This is a genomic window from Pseudomonas sp. NCCP-436 (genome assembly GCF_019656335.1).
Classification (GTDB): Bacteria; Pseudomonadota; Gammaproteobacteria; order Pseudomonadales; family Pseudomonadaceae; genus Aquipseudomonas.
In genome coordinates, this window is record NZ_BPLZ01000005.1 from 29,768 (window position 1) to 47,265 (window position 17,498).

At 61.0% G+C, this 17,498-nt stretch carries 13 protein-coding genes and 4 tRNA genes; 5 read left to right on the top strand and 12 right to left on the bottom strand.

Going from position 1 to position 17,498, the window contains the following annotated elements; all coding sequences use genetic code 11:
- Positions 1-36: 36 nt before the first annotated feature.
- The 6 genes from smc to NCCP436_RS07360 form a co-directional block, all read right to left on the bottom strand.
- Entirely contained in the window at positions 37-3,525 is a 3,489-nt protein-coding gene (gene smc / locus NCCP436_RS07335) for a chromosome segregation protein SMC (protein ID WP_220803337.1), read from the bottom strand.
- A 6-nt stretch (positions 3,526-3,531) separates the two neighbouring features.
- A complete protein-coding gene (locus tag NCCP436_RS07340) occupies positions 3,532-4,191 on the bottom strand; it encodes a GntR family transcriptional regulator (protein ID WP_220803338.1) in 660 nt (219 codons plus the stop codon).
- A 228-nt stretch (positions 4,192-4,419) separates the two neighbouring features.
- A tRNA-Gly gene (locus tag NCCP436_RS07345) sits at positions 4,420-4,495 on the bottom strand.
- An 8-nt stretch (positions 4,496-4,503) separates the two neighbouring features.
- Positions 4,504-4,579, bottom strand: a tRNA-Glu gene (locus NCCP436_RS07350).
- 45 nt (positions 4,580-4,624) lie between these two features.
- Positions 4,625-4,700 (bottom strand) — tRNA-Gly (locus tag NCCP436_RS07355).
- Between the two features lie 14 nt (positions 4,701-4,714).
- A tRNA-Glu gene (locus NCCP436_RS07360) sits at positions 4,715-4,790 on the bottom strand.
- A gap of 217 nt (positions 4,791-5,007) precedes the next feature.
- On the opposite strand from NCCP436_RS07360, the gene NCCP436_RS07365 reads away from it, so the two are divergent.
- Together NCCP436_RS07365 and NCCP436_RS07370 are read left to right on the top strand one after the other, a co-directional pair.
- A complete protein-coding gene (locus NCCP436_RS07365) occupies positions 5,008-5,775 on the top strand; it encodes a hypothetical protein (RefSeq protein WP_259651465.1) in 768 nt (255 codons plus the stop codon).
- Positions 5,776-5,882: 107 nt separating this feature from the next.
- Positions 5,883-6,545, top strand: a complete 663-nt coding sequence (locus NCCP436_RS07370; RefSeq protein ID WP_220803339.1) for a glutathione S-transferase family protein — start codon at positions 5,883-5,885, stop codon at positions 6,543-6,545.
- A 34-nt stretch (positions 6,546-6,579) separates the two neighbouring features.
- Here NCCP436_RS07370 and NCCP436_RS07375 read toward each other — a convergent pair whose 3' ends face one another.
- The gene (locus NCCP436_RS07375) at positions 6,580-7,062 is read right to left on the bottom strand and encodes a GAF domain-containing protein (RefSeq protein WP_220803340.1); all 483 of its coding nucleotides are present in this window, start codon (positions 7,060-7,062) and stop codon (positions 6,580-6,582) included.
- Positions 7,059-7,949: an ATP-binding protein gene (locus NCCP436_RS07380; protein WP_220803341.1), complete on the bottom strand. Its 891-nt coding sequence runs from the start codon at positions 7,947-7,949 to the stop codon at positions 7,059-7,061. Before NCCP436_RS07380 ends, NCCP436_RS07375 begins: the two co-directional genes overlap by 4 nt.
- A 108-nt stretch (positions 7,950-8,057) precedes the next feature.
- On the opposite strand from NCCP436_RS07380, the gene NCCP436_RS07385 reads away from it, so the two are divergent.
- Positions 8,058-10,379 carry a response regulator gene (locus NCCP436_RS07385; RefSeq protein ID WP_220803342.1) on the top strand — a complete coding sequence of 774 codons (2,322 nt, stop codon included), beginning with the start codon at positions 8,058-8,060 and terminating at the stop codon, positions 10,377-10,379.
- Here NCCP436_RS07385 and NCCP436_RS07390 read toward each other — a convergent pair.
- The 3 genes from NCCP436_RS07390 to pdxB form a co-directional block, all read right to left on the bottom strand.
- Positions 10,369-10,827, bottom strand: a complete 459-nt coding sequence (locus NCCP436_RS07390; RefSeq protein ID WP_220803343.1) for a MarR family winged helix-turn-helix transcriptional regulator — start codon at positions 10,825-10,827, stop codon at positions 10,369-10,371. The two genes, NCCP436_RS07385 and NCCP436_RS07390, sit on opposite strands and share 11 nt — an antisense overlap.
- Positions 10,824-11,309, bottom strand: coding sequence for a glutathione peroxidase (locus NCCP436_RS07395; RefSeq protein WP_220803344.1), 486 nt, complete (start codon positions 11,307-11,309; stop codon positions 10,824-10,826). Before NCCP436_RS07395 ends, NCCP436_RS07390 begins: the two co-directional genes overlap by 4 nt.
- Positions 11,310-11,433: 124 nt before the next feature.
- A complete protein-coding gene (pdxB, locus tag NCCP436_RS07400; protein WP_220803345.1) occupies positions 11,434-12,564 on the bottom strand; it encodes a 4-phosphoerythronate dehydrogenase PdxB in 1,131 nt (376 codons plus the stop codon).
- 133 nt (positions 12,565-12,697) lie between these two features.
- Here pdxB and NCCP436_RS07405 point away from each other — a divergent pair, with 133 nt between their 5' ends.
- Positions 12,698-14,074: an MATE family efflux transporter gene (locus NCCP436_RS07405; RefSeq protein ID WP_220803346.1), complete on the top strand. Its 1,377-nt coding sequence runs from the start codon at positions 12,698-12,700 to the stop codon at positions 14,072-14,074.
- Positions 14,075-14,081: 7 nt separating this feature from the next.
- Here NCCP436_RS07405 and tusA read toward each other — a convergent pair whose 3' ends face one another.
- Positions 14,082-14,333, bottom strand: a complete 252-nt coding sequence (gene tusA / locus NCCP436_RS07410) for a sulfurtransferase TusA (RefSeq protein WP_220803347.1) — start codon at positions 14,331-14,333, stop codon at positions 14,082-14,084.
- Positions 14,334-14,741: 408 nt separating this feature from the next.
- Here tusA and acnA point away from each other — a divergent pair, with 408 nt between their 5' ends.
- The gene (gene acnA / locus NCCP436_RS07415; RefSeq protein ID WP_220803348.1) at positions 14,742-17,483 is read left to right on the top strand and encodes an aconitate hydratase AcnA; all 2,742 of its coding nucleotides are present in this window, start codon (positions 14,742-14,744) and stop codon (positions 17,481-17,483) included.
- The last annotated feature ends 15 nt before the right edge of the window (positions 17,484-17,498 follow it).

Consider the following 17,498-nt stretch of genomic DNA (forward strand, 5'->3'; position numbering starts at 1 on the left):
AGCACGACGAAAGGCAACTTTACACCGGCAGTCGCTTCAGCTCTCGACCATTGCCAGTGCCTCTTCCACGTCCACCGCCACCAGTCGCGAGCAGCCCGGCTCATGCATGGTGACCCCCATCAGTTGATCAGCCATTTCCATGGCGATCTTGTTGTGAGTGATGTAGATGAACTGCACGCTCGCCGACATCTCCTTGACCAGTCTCGCGTATCGTCCCACGTTGGCATCGTCCAGCGGCGCATCCACTTCGTCCAGCATGCAGAACGGCGCAGGATTCAACTGGAATATGGAAAACACCAGTGCCAGAGCGGTCAGCGCCTTCTCTCCGCCCGAGAGCAGATGGATGGTGCTGTTCTTCTTGCCCGGAGGACGCGCCATGATGGTCACACCGGTATCGAGTAGATCTTCGCCGGTGAGTTCCAAATAAGCACTGCCACCACCGAAAACTTTTGGAAAGAGCGCCTGCAGTCCGGCATTGATCCGGTCGAAAGTTTCCTTGAAGCGATTGCGCGTTTCCCGATCGATCTTGCGGATGACGTTTTCCAAGGTTTCCAGCGCCTCGACCAGATCGGCATCCTGCGCATCCAGATAGCGCTTGCGCTCGGACTGCTGCTGGTACTCATCGATGGCCGCCAGGTTAATCGGCCCAAGCCGGGCGATTCGCGCAGCCATGCGCTCCAGCTCCTCCTCCCAGGCACTCTCGCTGGCTTCGGCCGGCAGCGTGGCGATTACTCCGTGCAGGTCGTAGTTGTCCTCGGCCAGTTGATCAGCCAATGCCTTGCGCCGCACGTTAAGCGTCTGCCAGTCCAGGCGTTGCTGCTCCAACTGCGTGCGCAACAGCTGGGCCTGCTGCTCGGCCTGACTGCGGCGCTTTTCCGCCTCGCGCAGCTCGCGATCGGCCTCTTCCAGAGCCAGACGCGCCTGACGCAACTCGTCGTCAACCGCCATACGCCGCTCAAGCAGCTCCTCGAGCCTGATGCGCAGCTCCTCCAGTGGCGCCTCACCCTCCTCCAGGTTCAGAGACAGCTGCTCGCGGCGCTCATGCAGGCGCTCGGCCTGCAGTTGCAAACGCTCCAGCGCCTGCCGGGTGGAATCGTGCTGGGCCTTGAGCGAACCGGCCCGCACCGCCAGTTGATGGGCGCGATCCTTGTGCTGACGGGCCTCCTGACGTGCTCGATCGAGCTGCTCGCGCAGACTGTCACGACTGGCCAGCAGGTTTTCACGCTGCTGAGTATCCTCAGCCATGACCTCCAGCGCTTCCTGCAGTTGCAAGCGTGCCTCGCCAAGTTGCTCCTGCTCGACCTCACGCAGCTCGTCCGCCTCCTGCAGTTCCTCCTGCAACCGACGACGGCGCAGACCCAGCTGCTCAGCCCGAGCCTGACTGGCAGACAACCGTGCCTGAAGCTCCGCCAGTTGCCTTGCCAGCTCCTGCCCCTCACGCCGCTGCTGCTCGCGCAGGGTTTCCTGGCGCTGTTGTTGTTCGCGCAGCACCAGCAGACGCTCCTCCAACTGCGCCAGCGCCGCTTCGCGTTCCTCACGTTCCAGCTGCAGGCGTTCCAGTTCCTGAGCACGCGCCAGCACGCTGCTGTCCGTTTCGGTGCCTCGCCGCACTCGCAAAAAGTGTCTGCCGACCCAGTAGCCGTCGCGGCTGATCAGGCTTTCTCCCTCGGTCAGTTGCAAGCGGGCGGCCAGCGCCTGCTCCAGACTTTCTACCGGACGCACCGCGCCGAGCCACGGAGAAAGGTCGTATGGCGAGTCGACCTTGTCCAGCAGGCTGCCGGCATGGCGGATACCGCTCGTGCCTGGACTGAGCAGACGCAGCTCACCCTGTTCCAGAGCAGCGAAATCCAGCTCGGTAAAGTCGTCCAGCAATACCGCCTGCAGTTCGCCCCCCAGTACGGTTTCTACCGCCAGCTCCCAGCCGGACTCCACCCGCAGCTTCTCGGCCAGCCGCGGACATTGCTGCAATCCCTGTTCACGCAGCCACTGGCCTGCGCCCGGCCCTGAATCCAGCGCAGCCTGCTGCAGCGCCTCCAGTGAGGCCAGACGACCGTTCAGCCGTTGCAGTTCGCCCTGGGCATGCTGCTGAGCCTGACTCGCTTGCTGCAACTGTTCACGCAAATGCAGCAGCCCCTCGGCCTGCCGCTCCTCGGCCAACTGCAGAGCCTCCAGTTGCAACTGTCCCTCGGCCAACTGCTCACCCAGTTCAAGGATGGCGGCATCCTCTGGATCAGCAGCCAACTGCTGCAGCTCCTCGGCAAGACGACGCTGGCGCCCGGACAGTCGCTCCAGACTCTGTTCCAGTTGAGCAATGCGAGACTGCTGTACCTCGGCCTGACGGCGCGGCTCGGCACTACTCAGGCTGAAGCTATCCCACTGCTCCTGCCAGCCATGCATGGCCTCTTCGGCCTCTTCCAGAGAGGCCGCTGCTTCCTCGGCGGCTGCGGCGGCCAGTTCCTGCTCGGGCAGCAGCATTTCCAGCTCCTCGCCCAGAGTCGCCAGCAGGGTGCGGTCATGGCCAAGGTGAGATTCGGTTTCCAGGCGCGCCTTTTCCGCCTCGCGCAGGTCATCCTGCAACTGACGCAGGCGCTGCTGACCATGCTGAATACTCTGCTCGACACGGGCGATGTCACCACCCACCGAGTAGAAGCGACCCTGCACCAGATTGAAACGCTCACTCAGCTCGTGGTGACCATCGCGCAGCCGCTCGATACTGGCATCGGCATTACGCTGCTCGGCCACCAGCGCCTCAAGAGCCAGCTCCTGATCGCCAATAACCTGCTCGCGACAACCGACCTGCTGGTTCAGCGACTGCCAGCGCAGGGCCAGTAACTGAGCCTTGAGCTGGCGCTCTTCGGCCTTGTATTCCTGATATTTCTGCGCTGCCTGGGCCTGACGATGCAGGCGTTCGAGCTGACGCTCCAGCTCCTCGCGCAGATCAGTCAGGCGAGCCAGGTTCTCCTGGGTGCGGCGAATGCGATTTTCCGTCTCACGGCGGCGTTCCTTGTACTTGGATATGCCAGCCGCCTCTTCGATAAAACTGCGCAGCTCCTCGGGCTTGGCTTCGATCAGCTTGCTGATCATGCCCTGCTCGATGATCGAATAGCTACGCGAGCCCAGGCCGGTACCGAGGAAGATGTCCGTGATATCGCGGCGCCGGCATTTGGTACCGTTAAGGTAATAGGTGTTCTGGCCGTCGCGGGTGACCTTGCGGCGAATGGAGATCTCCGCAAAAGCGGCGTATTCGCCCACCAAGCGGTTGTCGCTGTTATCGAAGATCAGCTCGATGGAGGCCTGGGTCACAGGCTTGCGGGTGTTGGATCCATTGAAGATGACATCGGTCATCGACTCGCCGCGCAAGTTCTTCGCCGAACTCTCGCCCATCACCCAGCGCACCGCATCGATGATATTGGACTTGCCGCAGCCGTTGGGCCCGACCACTGCTGCCATATTGCTGGGAAAGCTTACCGTCGTCGGGTCAACGAAAGACTTGAAACCGGCCAGCTTGATGCTCTTCAGTCGCATCGGCGTTTAACGTTGGGCCAAGGTCGCCAGCACCAACTGGCAGTTACGTTCGCCGTAGGCTTTCAGCACCCTCCGCGCAACCGTGTAGTCACGGGCAATGATCGCCTGCAGCAGACTGATGAAGGTATTGAGGAACTGCCCCATCTCGCTGCGGCGCTGTTCCAACGCCAGGTAATAGGTACGGCAGATCGCCGGCTGCAGATTTTCCAGGGTTTCCTGCAGATAAGGATTGTCGGCAAAGGGAAAAGCCGCCCGCATAACGTCGAAACAGCCGTCGACAAATGCACCAATGTCGTCGCGCTGCCGATGTTCGCTCAAACGCTGTCGCAGCTCGAGAAACGGTGCAAGATCAGCCTGCTCCTGCCAGCCATTGATCACTGCCCGGGCCAGCATGCAGTACAGCTCGACACTCAATGCATAGAGGCTCTGCACCTTGTGTGCGGTCAGCTCGCTGACATGAGCACCGCGGCGCGGCTGAATTACGATCAGATGGCGGCGCTCGAGTATCAGCAGCGCCTCACGCACCGAACCACGGCTCACATTGAGTGCCTGGGTGACCTTCTGTTCCTGAATGCGCTCGCCCTCCTTGAGCTCACCACGAATGATGCGCTCAGCCAGGTAATGGGCGATTTGTTCCGCGAGACTGTCCTGGGCCTTGAAGGTCATGACATTCCTTAATGTTGCTTCTGTCTGGCAAGCAGGCGGTCAGATCCGGAAAGCTCCGCCACGATCGGGCGCAAGTGAAGTTGACGCGAGTTTAACACACGTGCCAAGTGCCGCCAGGTGGAGAGCCCGGACTGGAGCCTTGCGAACGCGCAAAAACGAAAAAAGGGCCTTAAGGCCCTTTTTCTTCAACAACCTGCAAATCTCGAGCGAAATTTGCAGATTCATGCTTGGAGCGGGAAACGAGACTCGAACTCGCGACCCCGACCTTGGCAAGGTCGTGCTCTACCAACTGAGCTATTCCCGCATTTAAAATGGCGTCCCCTAGGGGACTCGAACCCCTGTTACCGCCGTGAAAGGGCGGTGTCCTAGGCCACTAGACGAAGGGGACCTTGGAACTTCTTTGAAAGGCTGCCCAAGCAGCTTTTCTCAAATCTGGAGCGGGAAACGAGACTCGAACTCGCGACCCCGACCTTGGCAAGGTCGTGCTCTACCAACTGAGCTATTCCCGCATCAAACCCGAAAGTGGCGTCCCCTAGGGGACTCGAACCCCTGTTACCGCCGTGAAAGGGCGGTGTCCTAGGCCACTAGACGAAGGGGACATACCCCGGAACATCAGGCAACTTTCCGGCTTCCTGCACTCTGTTTCAAGCATTGTGCTGGAAGTGGCGCGCATTCTATGGAGGCTTTTACCGGCCGTCAACTACTCTCTAAAAAATTTTTAAAATCAAAGACTTCAAGCCATATCACGAGAAGACACTAGGAGGCTCGCCAGCAAGCCACTACACTCCGGAAAAATATCTCCAAGAGGCTCCCGCAGTGTCCCCAGTCGTGATGACCGCGCTTATCGCCGGAGGCATCTTCTTATTAATGCTGCTCGCCTACGCCAAACAGGCGATCGAAAGCAGCAAACTGGAGAAAGCTCGCCAACGCGCAGACCTTCAGGATCGACTCCGTCGCAGTCAGGAAATATCCGAACGTCTACCCGGTCAGTTGATGACAGCAAAACTCAAGTTGCTTCTGAGTCGGCTGCAACTGCAACTGACCGAACGCCTGCTGACACTGGATAAGCACAACGATTCCCTGCGTCAGGATGTGCAGGCCCTGCAAGCCCTGGTGGCCCAGGGCGAATCCATAGTAGTCAATAATCAGCCCAGCCCCATTGGCGATGAAAACAAGGCCAAGGAGGTACGCTTTCTGTTGGAAAGCCTGCACACGCTGATCAGCACTGCAGGCAGGAACGACCTGCTACCGCTTAACGAGGCCAAGCTCTGGACCCGGCAGATTCGCCATATGGCGGTGCTGGTACATATCGAGCTTTTCTCCACATTAGGCCGCCGGGCACTTCAGCAGGAACAGCCTGCCCAGGCCCGACTGGCCTTTGAAAGAGCTATCCAGTTCCTGCGCAAGCAACCGGACCAGTCCCCCTACCAGGCCCATCTCAGCCGTTTCGAGCAGCAACTGCAGAAGGCTTCGGCCATGCTGCTGAACCAAACCAGCCAGGCCACGCAGAACAGCGAGCTGAACGAAGGGCTCAAGAGCCTGGAAGACGAGGGAGACTGGAAGAAAAAGAACATCTACGACTGACGTCCAGACGCCAGCCCTCAGGTTACGTGCTACACAAGGAACCTTCATTGCCAGCCCCCAGCAACAGCAATGCAGGTAGCTCTCAAGAAAGCCCCTCAGGAGTCGCCATGAGTCTGACCGTTTACGGTGCCCCTCTCTCACCCTTTGTCCGCAAGGTCTGCCTTGCGCTGATCGAGAAAGGCCTGGACTACACACTGGAAGTCGTGATGCCGTTCAACCTGCCTGATTGGTACCACGAACTGAACCCATTGGGCCGCATTCCGGCATTGCGCGACGGCGATCTGACATTGGCCGACTCCAGCGTTATCTGCCAGTACCTAGACGAACGCCAGCCACATCAGCCATTACTGTACGGTGAAACAGCCGAACCACGCGCCCAAGTACGCTGGCTGGAGAAATACGCCGACTATGAGCTGGCCCCGCTCTGTACCTTCACCGTATTCCGCAACCGAGTGCTGAATGTGGCATCGGGTCAACCCAGTGACGAACAACAGATCCAAAAGACCCTGCAAGACAAGCTGCCCAAACACTTCGACTATCTCGAGCAGCGTCTGGGTGATGCGCCCTACTTCCTCGGGCAGCGACTATCGATGGCCGACCTGGCCCTGGCCTGCCAATTGATCAACATGGAACATGGCGGCGAAGAGCTGGATGCCAGCCGCTGGCCGGCTCTGGCCGCCCACTACCAACGCATCAAGGCACGACCTTCAGTACAACAACTGCTGCCGCGGGAATTGCGTACGCTGGAGAAACTCGGCATCAGCCGCTGATGCCAAACAGGCAGAATATGTGCAGAACGGCGGCTCAGCAGTCGCTGGCCGCCAGAAATATCTGCGCCAGAGTTTCGATACCAGTTTGATCCGCCTCACTAAAGCGTGCCGCTATAGGACTGTCGAGATCCAGCACGCCAATCAGGCGTCCGTCATGGATCAGCGGCACCACCAGTTCACTGCGCGAGGCGCTGTCACAGGCAATATGCCCGGCAAAGGCGTGCACATCTTCTACCCGCTGGGTTTGACGACTGGCTGCCGCCGTACCGCAGACACCTCGTCCAAAGGGGATCCGCACACAGGCCACCTTGCCCTGGAACGGACCGAGAACCAGCTCCTCGCCCCGGGCAAAATAGAAACCGGCCCAGTTCAGATCCGTCAGCTCATGGAAGATAAAGGCCGAAAACTGCGCAGCGTTAGAGATGAAGTCGCGTTCTCCAGCCAACAGGGCCTGCAATTGCGCACTGAGCAGTGCGTAGCCATCAAGACCACGACCAGCCTGGGAAAGATCAATCATGGCTTCTGCTCCAGCAACTTCAGACCGACCCAGTGACGTGCAAACTGATAGGCGCAGCGACCGTTACGATTACCGCGGCCCTGTGCCCAGCGAATGGCGGCCTTCTCCAGCGGCTCGTCCCATGCCCAGTCGAGACCGGCCTGACGCGCCTGCACGCCAATCCAGTGGCGTACCACGATCAGGTAGTGTTCCTGACTGAACGGATAAAACGACAGCCACAGGCCAAAGCGGTCGGAAAGTGCGATCTTGTCCTCCACAGCCTCATTCGGATGCAACTCGCCGTCGATCATCTGCCAGTTTTCGTTGTCACTCTGGCGCTCCGGCACCAGGTGGCGGCGGTTAGAGGTGGCGTAGAGCAGCACATTTTCCGGTGCCTGTTCCAGGGAGCCGTCGAGCACACTCTTGAGTACACGGTAATCACCCTCACCAGCCTCGAAGGAAAGGTCGTCGCAAAACAGCACAAAGCGCTGTTCCAGACCATTAAGCAGCTCGACCACCCGGGGCAGATCCGCCAGATGATCCCGCTCGATCTCGATCAAGCGCAGTCCGGCACTGGCGAACTCGGCCAAGAGCGCCCGCACCAGCGACGATTTTCCGGTTCCCCTCGCCCCCCACAGCAGAGCATGGTTGGCCGGCAGGCCAGTAACAAACTGGCGGGTATTACGCGTCAGTTGCTCGCGCTGGGCATCTACTCCGAGCAAATCGCTCAGCGACAGATCCAGACTGATCTCCAGCGGCTGCAGATAACCACTGCGACTATCACGCACCCAGCGCGCAGCCACACAATGAGTCCAGTCGATAGCCAGGCGCGTGACCGGCAACAGGGGTTCGAGACGTTCCAGTACCTGTTCGGCACGGGCAAGAAAATCCAGTAAACGGGAATCCACGCTCCACTACTCCGGTTGTGCAGGGCCGCGCATGCAGACTCTGCCTGTACAAGGTTGCTTCGGCTATGCTTGGCAGGCGCCCAAGGATTAGAGACGACGCACATCTTCATGGATATTTCGCTCACCCATCGCCTGTCGTTCAAACAGGCCAGCCTGACCGTTCTGGTGGCGTTTATCCTCGGCACACTGCTTAGCCTTACCCAAGTGGCGGTCGATTATGCCAGTGAAGATGCGTCCATCAACCGCGAGATTCGCGCACTGCTGGAAATCAGCCACAATCCCGCAGCCCGAATCGCCTACAACATCGACGCGGAACTGGCCCAGGAACTGGTGCTTGGTCTGCTGCGCTCAACAGCGGTTACCCATGCCGTACTAACCGACAACACCGGCATGGTACTGGCTAGCGTCAGCCGGCCACGCAGCGAAAGCCACTACCGAGTATTGAGTGACAGTCTGTTCGGCGCCAAACGCACCTTCGAAGATCAGCTTTTCGTTTCTTACTCCCCCAATGAAGTGGTGGGCGTACTGCGCCTGGAAATCGACACCTACGCTTTCGGCAGCCACTTTCTCAAACGCTCACTAATGACCCTGCTGACCGGCTTCGCCCGCAGCCTGCTGCTCTCGCTGATTCTACTGATACTGTTCTACTTCATGCTGACCAAGCCTCTGACCGACGTCATCCGCGCCCTCAGTCAGCGCAATGCGCAGGACCCGCAGCACCATCCGGTTCCCTGTCCCGAGGGCCATGAGCACGACGAAATCGGAACCCTGGTGAAAGTGACAAACCTCCAACTGTCGAGCATCGCCCAAGAGATCGCCCAGCGACGCAACGCCGAGGATCGGCTGACCCAGCACCTGAGCGAACTGGAGAACATCGTCTCAGCCCGCACTGCCGAACTCAAAGCTACCAATGCCCGCCTCAGCCAATCCAACAGGGAACTGGAAATTGCCCGCACCACGGCTCTGGACATGGCTCAAGCACGCTCGGCATTCCTGGCCAACATGAGCCACGAAATCCGCACCCCGCTCAACGGTCTGCTGGGCATGCTTGCCCTGGCGCTGGACGGCCCACTGAGCAGCGAGCAGAGACAGCAGCTCGGCATAGCGCACGATTCAGGCAAGGTGCTGGTGGAGCTGCTCAACGACATTCTCGACCTGTCCAAGTTCGAAGCGGGCCAACTGGAGCTGGAGCAGATTCCCTTCGACCTGGGCACGCTGGCTGAAGAAACCGCCAGTCTGCTCTCACAGAACGCTGCCAGCACGGTGGAGTTGACCTGCCTGATCGATCCGAAACTGCCAGCCCAGGTACTCGGCGACCCAACCCGGGTGCGTCAGATTGTCAGCAACCTGTTGTCCAATGCGCTGAAGTTCACCCGCTTCGGCAGGGTCGATCTGCTGCTGACACGCACGACCACCGGCATCAGCCTGTGTGTTCGCGATACCGGTATCGGCATCGCCAAAGAGGCGCAGAAACGCATCTTCCAGCCCTTCACCCAAGCTGGTGCAGGCATCACCCGCCAGTACGGTGGAACCGGCCTCGGCCTTGCTCTGACACGCTGGCTCTGCGAAGCCATGCAGGGCACACTCGCTCTGCAGTCGGAGGAAGGTTTCGGCAGCGAATTTCGCGCCGAGCTGCCCCTGCCTGCCTATGCTGAGGCCACAGCCCTACCCCAACTACAAGGCCGAGTGGTGGCACTAACTCCGGCCGGCAGCGGCCTGCATGAGATGCTCAGCCGGTGGCTGCCTGTCTGGGGGCTGGATTACCGTCGTCTGGAAAGCAATACCGACCTGCAAAACATCAAGACCGATCTGATCATCAGTGACAGTCCGGAATGCCTGTACGACATCCGCCCGGTATGTAGCTGCATCGTGCTGCTGGTCACTGCCTACGGCAACTTCCTGCCACAGGATCAGGCCCAACGTCTCTCTCCGCTGCTGCAGATTGCCCGCCCGCTGGCCCGTACCGATCTGTACCGGATGCTGCGACATATCCTGCACTACGACGCCACCGCGCCGCAGGACAGTCCCCAGGCCTTTGCACCTCAGATCGGCACACCACGCGTACTACTGGTAGAGGACAACCCGATCAACCAGATGGTGGCCCGCGCCATGCTGAGCAAATTGGGCTGCCAGGTTCGGGTCGCCGGACACGGCGGCGAGGCTATGGAGGTGCTGGAGCAGGAGAACATCGACCTGGTGCTGATGGATTGCAACATGCCGGTAATGGATGGTTATGAAGCCAGCCGACGCATCCGCCAGAGTGGTCGCTGGCCCGACCTGCCCATCATCGCCCTGACCGCCAACGCACTTTCCGATGAACGAGAGCGCTGCCGCAGTGCAGGCATGAACGACTACCTGGCCAAGCCATTCCGCCGCGAGGATCTGGTGGTCATGCTCGACACCTGGCTACCCGGCGAAATCATGCGCTGAGCCGGCTTAGCAAGCGATCCAGTTGATCACGCAACACCGCCAGCTCTTCCTGCTCAGCCTCAGACAGCTGACACAGCTGCCGGGCCTTCAGCGGCAGTGCCAAATCACGCAGGGCGACACCAGCCTCGCTCAGCCTCAGATGCACCTCGCGCTCGTCGCCGGTCGCACGCCGCCGACATACCAGCCCCATGCGTTGCAGACGCTTGAGCAGCGGCGTCAGGGTACCGGAATCCAGCTGCAGGCGCTGCCCCAGCGCCCTCAAGGTCGGCTGCGCAGGCGGCTTTTGCTGCCATTCCCACAGCACCAGCATCACCAGGTACTGCGGATAGGTCAGCCCAAGCGCCTCAAGCATCGGCCGATAGGTACGGATCACCCCACGCGAAGCGGCATAGAGCTTGAAACAAAGCTGCTGATCCAGCTGCAGAAGGGGCGTCTCAGCAAGACTCATCGCAGCAGTGCCTCGATATCGCCTGTCAGCGACTGCGGCCGGATGGTCGGCGCAAAACGTCGGACAACCGCCCCCTTGCGACCGATCAAAAACTTGGTGAAGTTCCACTTGATGCGCTGGCTGCCCAGCAACCCGGGAGCGCGCTGCTTGAGCTCAACGAACAACGGGTGGGCGCCACTGCCGTTGACCTCTACCTTGCGAAACAACGGAAAGCTAACGCCATAGTTCAATTCGCAGAACGACGAAATGGCCGCCTCGTCACCAGGCTCCTGTCGGCCAAACTGATTACAGGGGAATCCCAGAACTACCAGGCCCTGCTCACGATACTGCTGCCAGATCTGCTCCAGCTCTCGATACTGCGGGGTGAAACCACACTGGCTGGCGGTATTGACCACCAGCAACACCTTGGCGTCGAAGTCTGCCAGGGTCTTTTTCTCACCCTGCAGGGTGACCAGTGGAATATCGAACAGTGCATCGGGCATGACGGTCTTCCTGAATGAACAAGGTCGAGCAAAAGGTAGTCAGCAATTAAATTGCACACAACTTAATTGGTCAGCAATAAGCCACGCTGATGACGCGCCATGCCCTACACACCCTGAAGGCACTCTACAGCAGCGTTGCCCCCAGCGCCTTCACCAGCGCCTCCAGACGCGGCGAATCGCCTTCAATCCTCACCTGCAGCCCGTCGATCTCGCGACGTACCGGATAGTGCTTGCGCAACCGGTCGAAACCGGCACGACGATCGGCCTCATCTCCGATCAGACTGCGGCGAAAGTCCGCATCGTCACGACGGGGGTCATAGACTGTCCGGCACAGCATGGCCAGTGCCCAGGCAGGATCCGCACTACCATCCAGCGTCAGCGCCCCAAGCCAGGCAGGCGGCAGCAGATCGTCCAACCGCACCTGCTCGGCCAGTCCCAGTGCCCTGCAGCAAGCCTGATAGATCTGTGCCGTGCCGCGCAATTTTCCGTCCAAGCTATAACCGGCGATATGCGGGGTAGCCAGCTCGCACAGCGCTGCCAGCTCTACGTCAACCTGTGGCTCACCCTCCCAGACATCCAGAACCACCTTCAGATCAGGTCGCTGCGGCAGTAGCCTCCTGAGAGCACGGTTATCCACCACCGCCCCGCGGCTGGCGTTGATCAGCCAGCTACCGGGTCGCAGGGCGTCCAGACGCGATTCGTCGAACAAATGCCATGTGCCGGCATCCAGCGGGGTATGCAGGCTGATAACGTCGCATGTCTCCAGAATGCGCTGCAGTTCGACAAACTCCCCTCCTTCGGTCAGTTGCCGTGGTGGATCGCAGACCAGCACCTGCCAGCCGAGCCCGCGCAGCAGCGATACCAGACGACCGCCCACCTGCCCCGCGCCGACCACACCATAAACCCGCGTAGCAGGATCCACCCCCTCGCGCTCGGCCAAGGTCAGCACGCTGCTCAGAACGTAATCCACCACGCCACGGGCATTGCAGCCGGGCGCACTACTCCAGGCAACGCCGGCTTCATTCAGGTAGGCAAGATCCAGATGATCGGTGCCAATGGTACAGGTGCCAACGAAGCGCACCTGGCTATCGGCCAGCAGGGATCGGTCGACCGTCGTTACCGAGCGCACCAGCAGCAAGTCAGCATCGCGCACATCGGCGGCACTGATAGCACGCCCGGGCAGTAGCCGGAGACTGCCGAAATCGGCAAAGAAGGCATCGAGCAGAGGGATGTTCTCATCGGCAACAATGTGCATAACTATGGTTTTCCTCATTCATTGCGCCATTGTATGCCGCTCAGATGCCTGCGTCGCCCCGGGCAGGCTATCCTGACCAAAGCGTCAAGGCGTAGACTATGCCGTTTACCTCCCCCCTCAGTGAAGAGCCGACATGTCCGCCGAACCCTGCCCGGGACGCGTACGCAGGGAGCTGCGTGAACTACTCGCCCTGGCCACCCCGATCATCATCGCCCAGTTGTCCTACACCTCCATCAGCTTCGTCGATACCGTCATGTCCGGCCGGGTCAGCCCGCGCGACCTGGCGGCAGTGGCGCTGGGCAACTCCATCTGGGTGCCGGTATTCCTGCTGATGACCGGGGTTCTGCTGGCGACCACACCGAAAGTAGCGCAGCGCTTCGGTGCCGGGCGCCATGCCGAGATTGGTCCGCTGGTGCGCCAGGCGCTGTGGCTGGCACTTTTCGTCGGTCTCGCAGCGGCTGCACTGCTGTGGAACGCGGAGTTCATCCTGCGCCTGATGAAAGTGGACGAAGCCCTGATCACCCCGGCCATGGGTTACCTGCGACCAGTAGCCTGTGGCTTCCCCGCCGTGGCGCTCTATCATGTGCTGCGCTGCTTCAGCGACGGCCTCGGCCGTACCCGACCAAGCATGGTGCTCGGCATCCTCGGTCTGTTGCTGAACATTCCAGCCAACTACGTACTGATCTACGGCAAGCTCGGCGTTCCGCCACTGGGCGCTGTCGGCTGCGGCTGGGCCACCGCCCTGGTCATGAGCTGCACCTTGCTGGGCATGTTGTTCTGGGTACACAAGGCTGACTGCTACCAGCAGAGCCGGCTATTCGAGCGCTTCGACTGGCCCGAATGGACAACAATCCGCAGCCTGCTGGGCATCGGCGTGCCGATTGGCGTATCGATTTTTGCCGAATCGAGCATTTTCGCCGTGATTGCCCTGCTCATTGGCGGTTTGGGTGCCACTGTGGTGGCCGGACACCAGATCGCCCTGAACTTCAGTTCACTGGTATTCATGATCCCCTACTCCCTGGGCATGGCGGTGACAGTACGGGTCGGCCAGGCCCTGGGCCGCAGCCAGCCCCGCGAGGCACGCTTCGCTGCTGGCGTCGGCATGGCAACCGCACTGCTCTACGCCTGCTGCTCGGCCAGTCTGATCCTGTTACTGCGCGAGCCTATTGCCAGCATCTATACGCCGGATCCCGAAGTGATCGCGGTGGCTGCCATGCTGATCGTCTACTCGGCGCTATTTCAGTTATCCGACGCCGTTCAGGTGACGGCCGCCGGCGCTCTGCGCGGCTATCAGGACACTCGCGCGACCATGATACTGACGCTGTTCGCCTACTGGGGTATCGGCCTGCCGGTAGGCTATGTGCTGGGACTGACCGATCTATTCGGCCCGGCCAGCGGCCCCAGCGGTCTATGGCAGGGGCTTGTGGTCGGGCTGACCTGCGCCGCGCTGATGCTGTCAATCCGACTGACGAGCAGCGCAAAACGGCAGATCCGCTTGCACACGCACTGACAGCGGATCAGTTGCTCTTCTTGCGAATCCAATAGAAATAGCTGCCGGCCTCCTCGGCCTGTTCGAGCAGCTCATGACCGAGGAACATGCAGAACTTGGGGATATCGCGACGGGTCGAGGGATCGGTGGCGATAACCTTGAGCAATCCGCCAGGGGCAAGGTCACGCACCTTGTTGTGCAGCATCATCACCGGCTCGGGGCAGTTCAGCCCACTGGCATCGAGCAGGTCGTCATGAGTGAGAATCGGGGCTTCAGACATAGTGGACTCCACAGGCAGTCTGCTATTGTCGCGCAAAGCTGACCTCCAGGTCATCCCGCGCAAGACGTCAGTCTGCCCTGCCTCGATCACCCGGGCAGGCAGCAGGGCTCGCTGCACCACCCTCTGCCCCATTCACTCCGGTCAGATTTCGAGCAATACGGCAGTAGCTGCCAGCCTCTCGATGATGGAGAAAAGCTGTTTTTCGAAACCTCTCCGCGGGCCAACCGCCACCTCGCAGCGGAACCCCTGCCCATGCGGCCTGTCCAGCTATTTAACGACCGCGATGATCCTTCGCTACCCTCATCGGCAGATCTTCATAGCCAGCGGTCGAGTGCAGTCTGGCAGCCCCGCCTGAATCGCTGCCACCCTCAGAAAACGCCCGAACCGTGTGGCGCAAGGAGATGTGCAATGTCTTCCCTCGATAGCCTGAACTGCCGCCGCGAACTCAAGGTCGACGGTACCACCTACCATTATTTTAGCCTGCCTGAGGCAGCTGTCCGCCTCGGCGACATCCGGCATCTGCCCAAGTCACTGAAGGTGTTGCTGGAGAATCTGCTGCGCAATGAGGACGGAAAAACCGTCGTACTGCAGGATCTGCAAGCCATGGCCGAATGGCTGGGCAAGCGCGCCTCCGAACGCGAGATCCAGTTCCGCCCTGCACGCGTACTTATGCAGGACTTCACCGGTGTGCCGGCCGTGGTCGACTTGGCCGCCATGCGCAATGCCATGGCCAGGGCCGGCGGCGACCCGCAGCGGATCAACCCGCTGTCGCCGGTGGATCTGGTCATCGACCATTCGGTGATGGTCGACCGCTACGCCTCGTCCAGCGCCTTCCACGACAACGTCGAACTGGAAATGCAGCGCAACGGCGAGCGTTACGCCTTCCTGCGCTGGGGCCAGCACGCCTTCGACAACTTCAGCGTGGTGCCGCCGGGCACCGGCATCTGCCACCAGGTCAACCTCGAATACCTGGCGCGCACCGTGTGGACCAGGGAGGAAGACGGCATCACCCTCGCCTTCCCCGACACCCTGGTTGGTACCGACTCGCACACCACCATGATCAACGGCCTCGGCGTGCTCGGCTGGGGCGTCGGCGGCATCGAGGCGGAAGCGGCCATGCTCGGCCAGCCGGTATCGATGCTGATTCCCAAAGTGATCGGCTTCAAGCTCAGCGGCAAGCTCAGGGAAGGCATCACCGCCACCGACCTGGTGCTCACCGTCACCCAGATGCTGCGCAAGAAGGGTGTGGTGGGCAAGTTCGTCGAGTTCTACGGTGACGGCCTGGCCGACCTGCCGCTGGCCGACCGTGCCACCATCGCCAACATGGCGCCGGAATACGGTGCCACCTGCGGCTTCTTCCCGGTTGACGAGATCACCCTCGGTTACCTGCGTCTGTCCGGCCGCCCGGAGGCCACCGTGCAACTGGTCGAGGCCTACAGCAAGGCCCAGGGGCTGTGGCGGGAACCAGGCGACGAACCGCAGTTCAGTGACAGCCTGAGCCTTGACTTGGGCAGCGTAGAAGCCAGCCTGGCCGGCCCCAAGCGCCCGCAGGACCGTATTGCACTCAGCCAGGTCAGTCAGGCCTTCGAGGACTTCCTCGGGCTTCAGCTCAAGCCTTCGCCGAAGGAAGAGAGCCGTCTGCTTAACGAAGGAGGCGGTGGCATTGCAGTCGGAGGTCAGCAGCAGAGTGGAGAAATCGATTACCAAGACGATGGCCAAACCTATCGCCTGAAGGATGGCGCCGTGGTGATCGCCGCCATTACCTCCTGCACCAACACCTCCAATCCCAGCGTGATGATGGCCGCCGGCCTGCTGGCGAAGAAGGCCGTGGAAAAAGGCCTGCAGCGCCAGCCCTGGGTCAAGAGCTCACTGGCCCCCGGTTCCAAGGTGGTCACCGAGTACTTCGACGCCGCCGGCCTGACACCCTACCTGGAAACACTCGGCTTCGACCTGGTGGGCTACGGCTGTACCACCTGCATCGGCAACTCCGGTCCGCTGCGCGAGCCTATCGAGAAAGCCATCACCCAGGCAGACCTGACAGTAGCCTCGGTACTTTCCGGTAACCGCAACTTCGAAGGCCGCGTGCATCCGCTGGTCAAGACCAACTGGCTGGCCTCACCGCCCCTGGTCGTCGCCTATGCCCTGGCCGGCAGCGTACGCATCGACCTGACTCGTGACGCCCTGGGTATCGGCAAGGACGGCCAGCGGGTGTACCTCAAGGACATCTGGCCGACCCAGGCGGAGATCGCCCAGGCCATCGCCCAGGTCGACACCGCCATGTTCCGCAAGGAATACGCCGAAGTCTTCGCCGGCGACGAAAAGTGGCAGGCCATCGATGTGCCCAAGGCCGACACCTATGCCTGGCAGGGAGATTCCACCTATATCCAGCATCCGCCGTTCTTCGAGAACATCGCCGGCGACCCGCCACGCATCACCGATATCCGCCAGGCGCGCATCCTCGCCCTGCTCGGCGACTCGGTCACCACCGACCACATCTCGCCAGCCGGCAACATCAAGGCCGACAGCCCGGCCGGGCGCTACCTGCGCGATCACGGCGTGGCCCAGGCCGACTTCAACTCCTACGGCTCACGCCGTGGTAATCACGAAGTGATGATGCGCGGCACCTTCGCCAACATACGTATCCGCAACGAGATGCTCGGCGGCGAGGAAGGCGGCAACACCCTGCATGTACCGAGCGGCGAAAAACTGGCGATCTATGACGCCGCCATGCGCTACCAGGCCGAGGGCACGCCGCTGGTAATCATCGCCGGCAAGGAGTACGGCACCGGCTCCAGCCGCGACTGGGCGGCGAAGGGTACCAACCTGCTGGGGGTCAAGGCGGTGATCGCCGAAAGCTTCGAGCGCATCCACCGCTCCAACCTGGTGGGCATGGGTGTGCTGCCGCTGCAGTTCAATCCGGGCACCGACCGCAACAGCCTGAAACTGACCGGCAAGGAAGTGCTGGCCATCGAAGGTCTGGAAGGTGTGGAGCTGCGCCCGCAGATGCCGCTGACGCTGATCATTACCCGCGAGGACGGCACGCACGAGGAAGTCCAGGTGCTGTGCCGCATCGACACCCTCAACGAGGTCGAGTACTTCAAGGCCGGCGGCATTCTGCACTACGTACTGCGGCAAATGATCGCAGGCTGAAGCCACCTTGGTAGA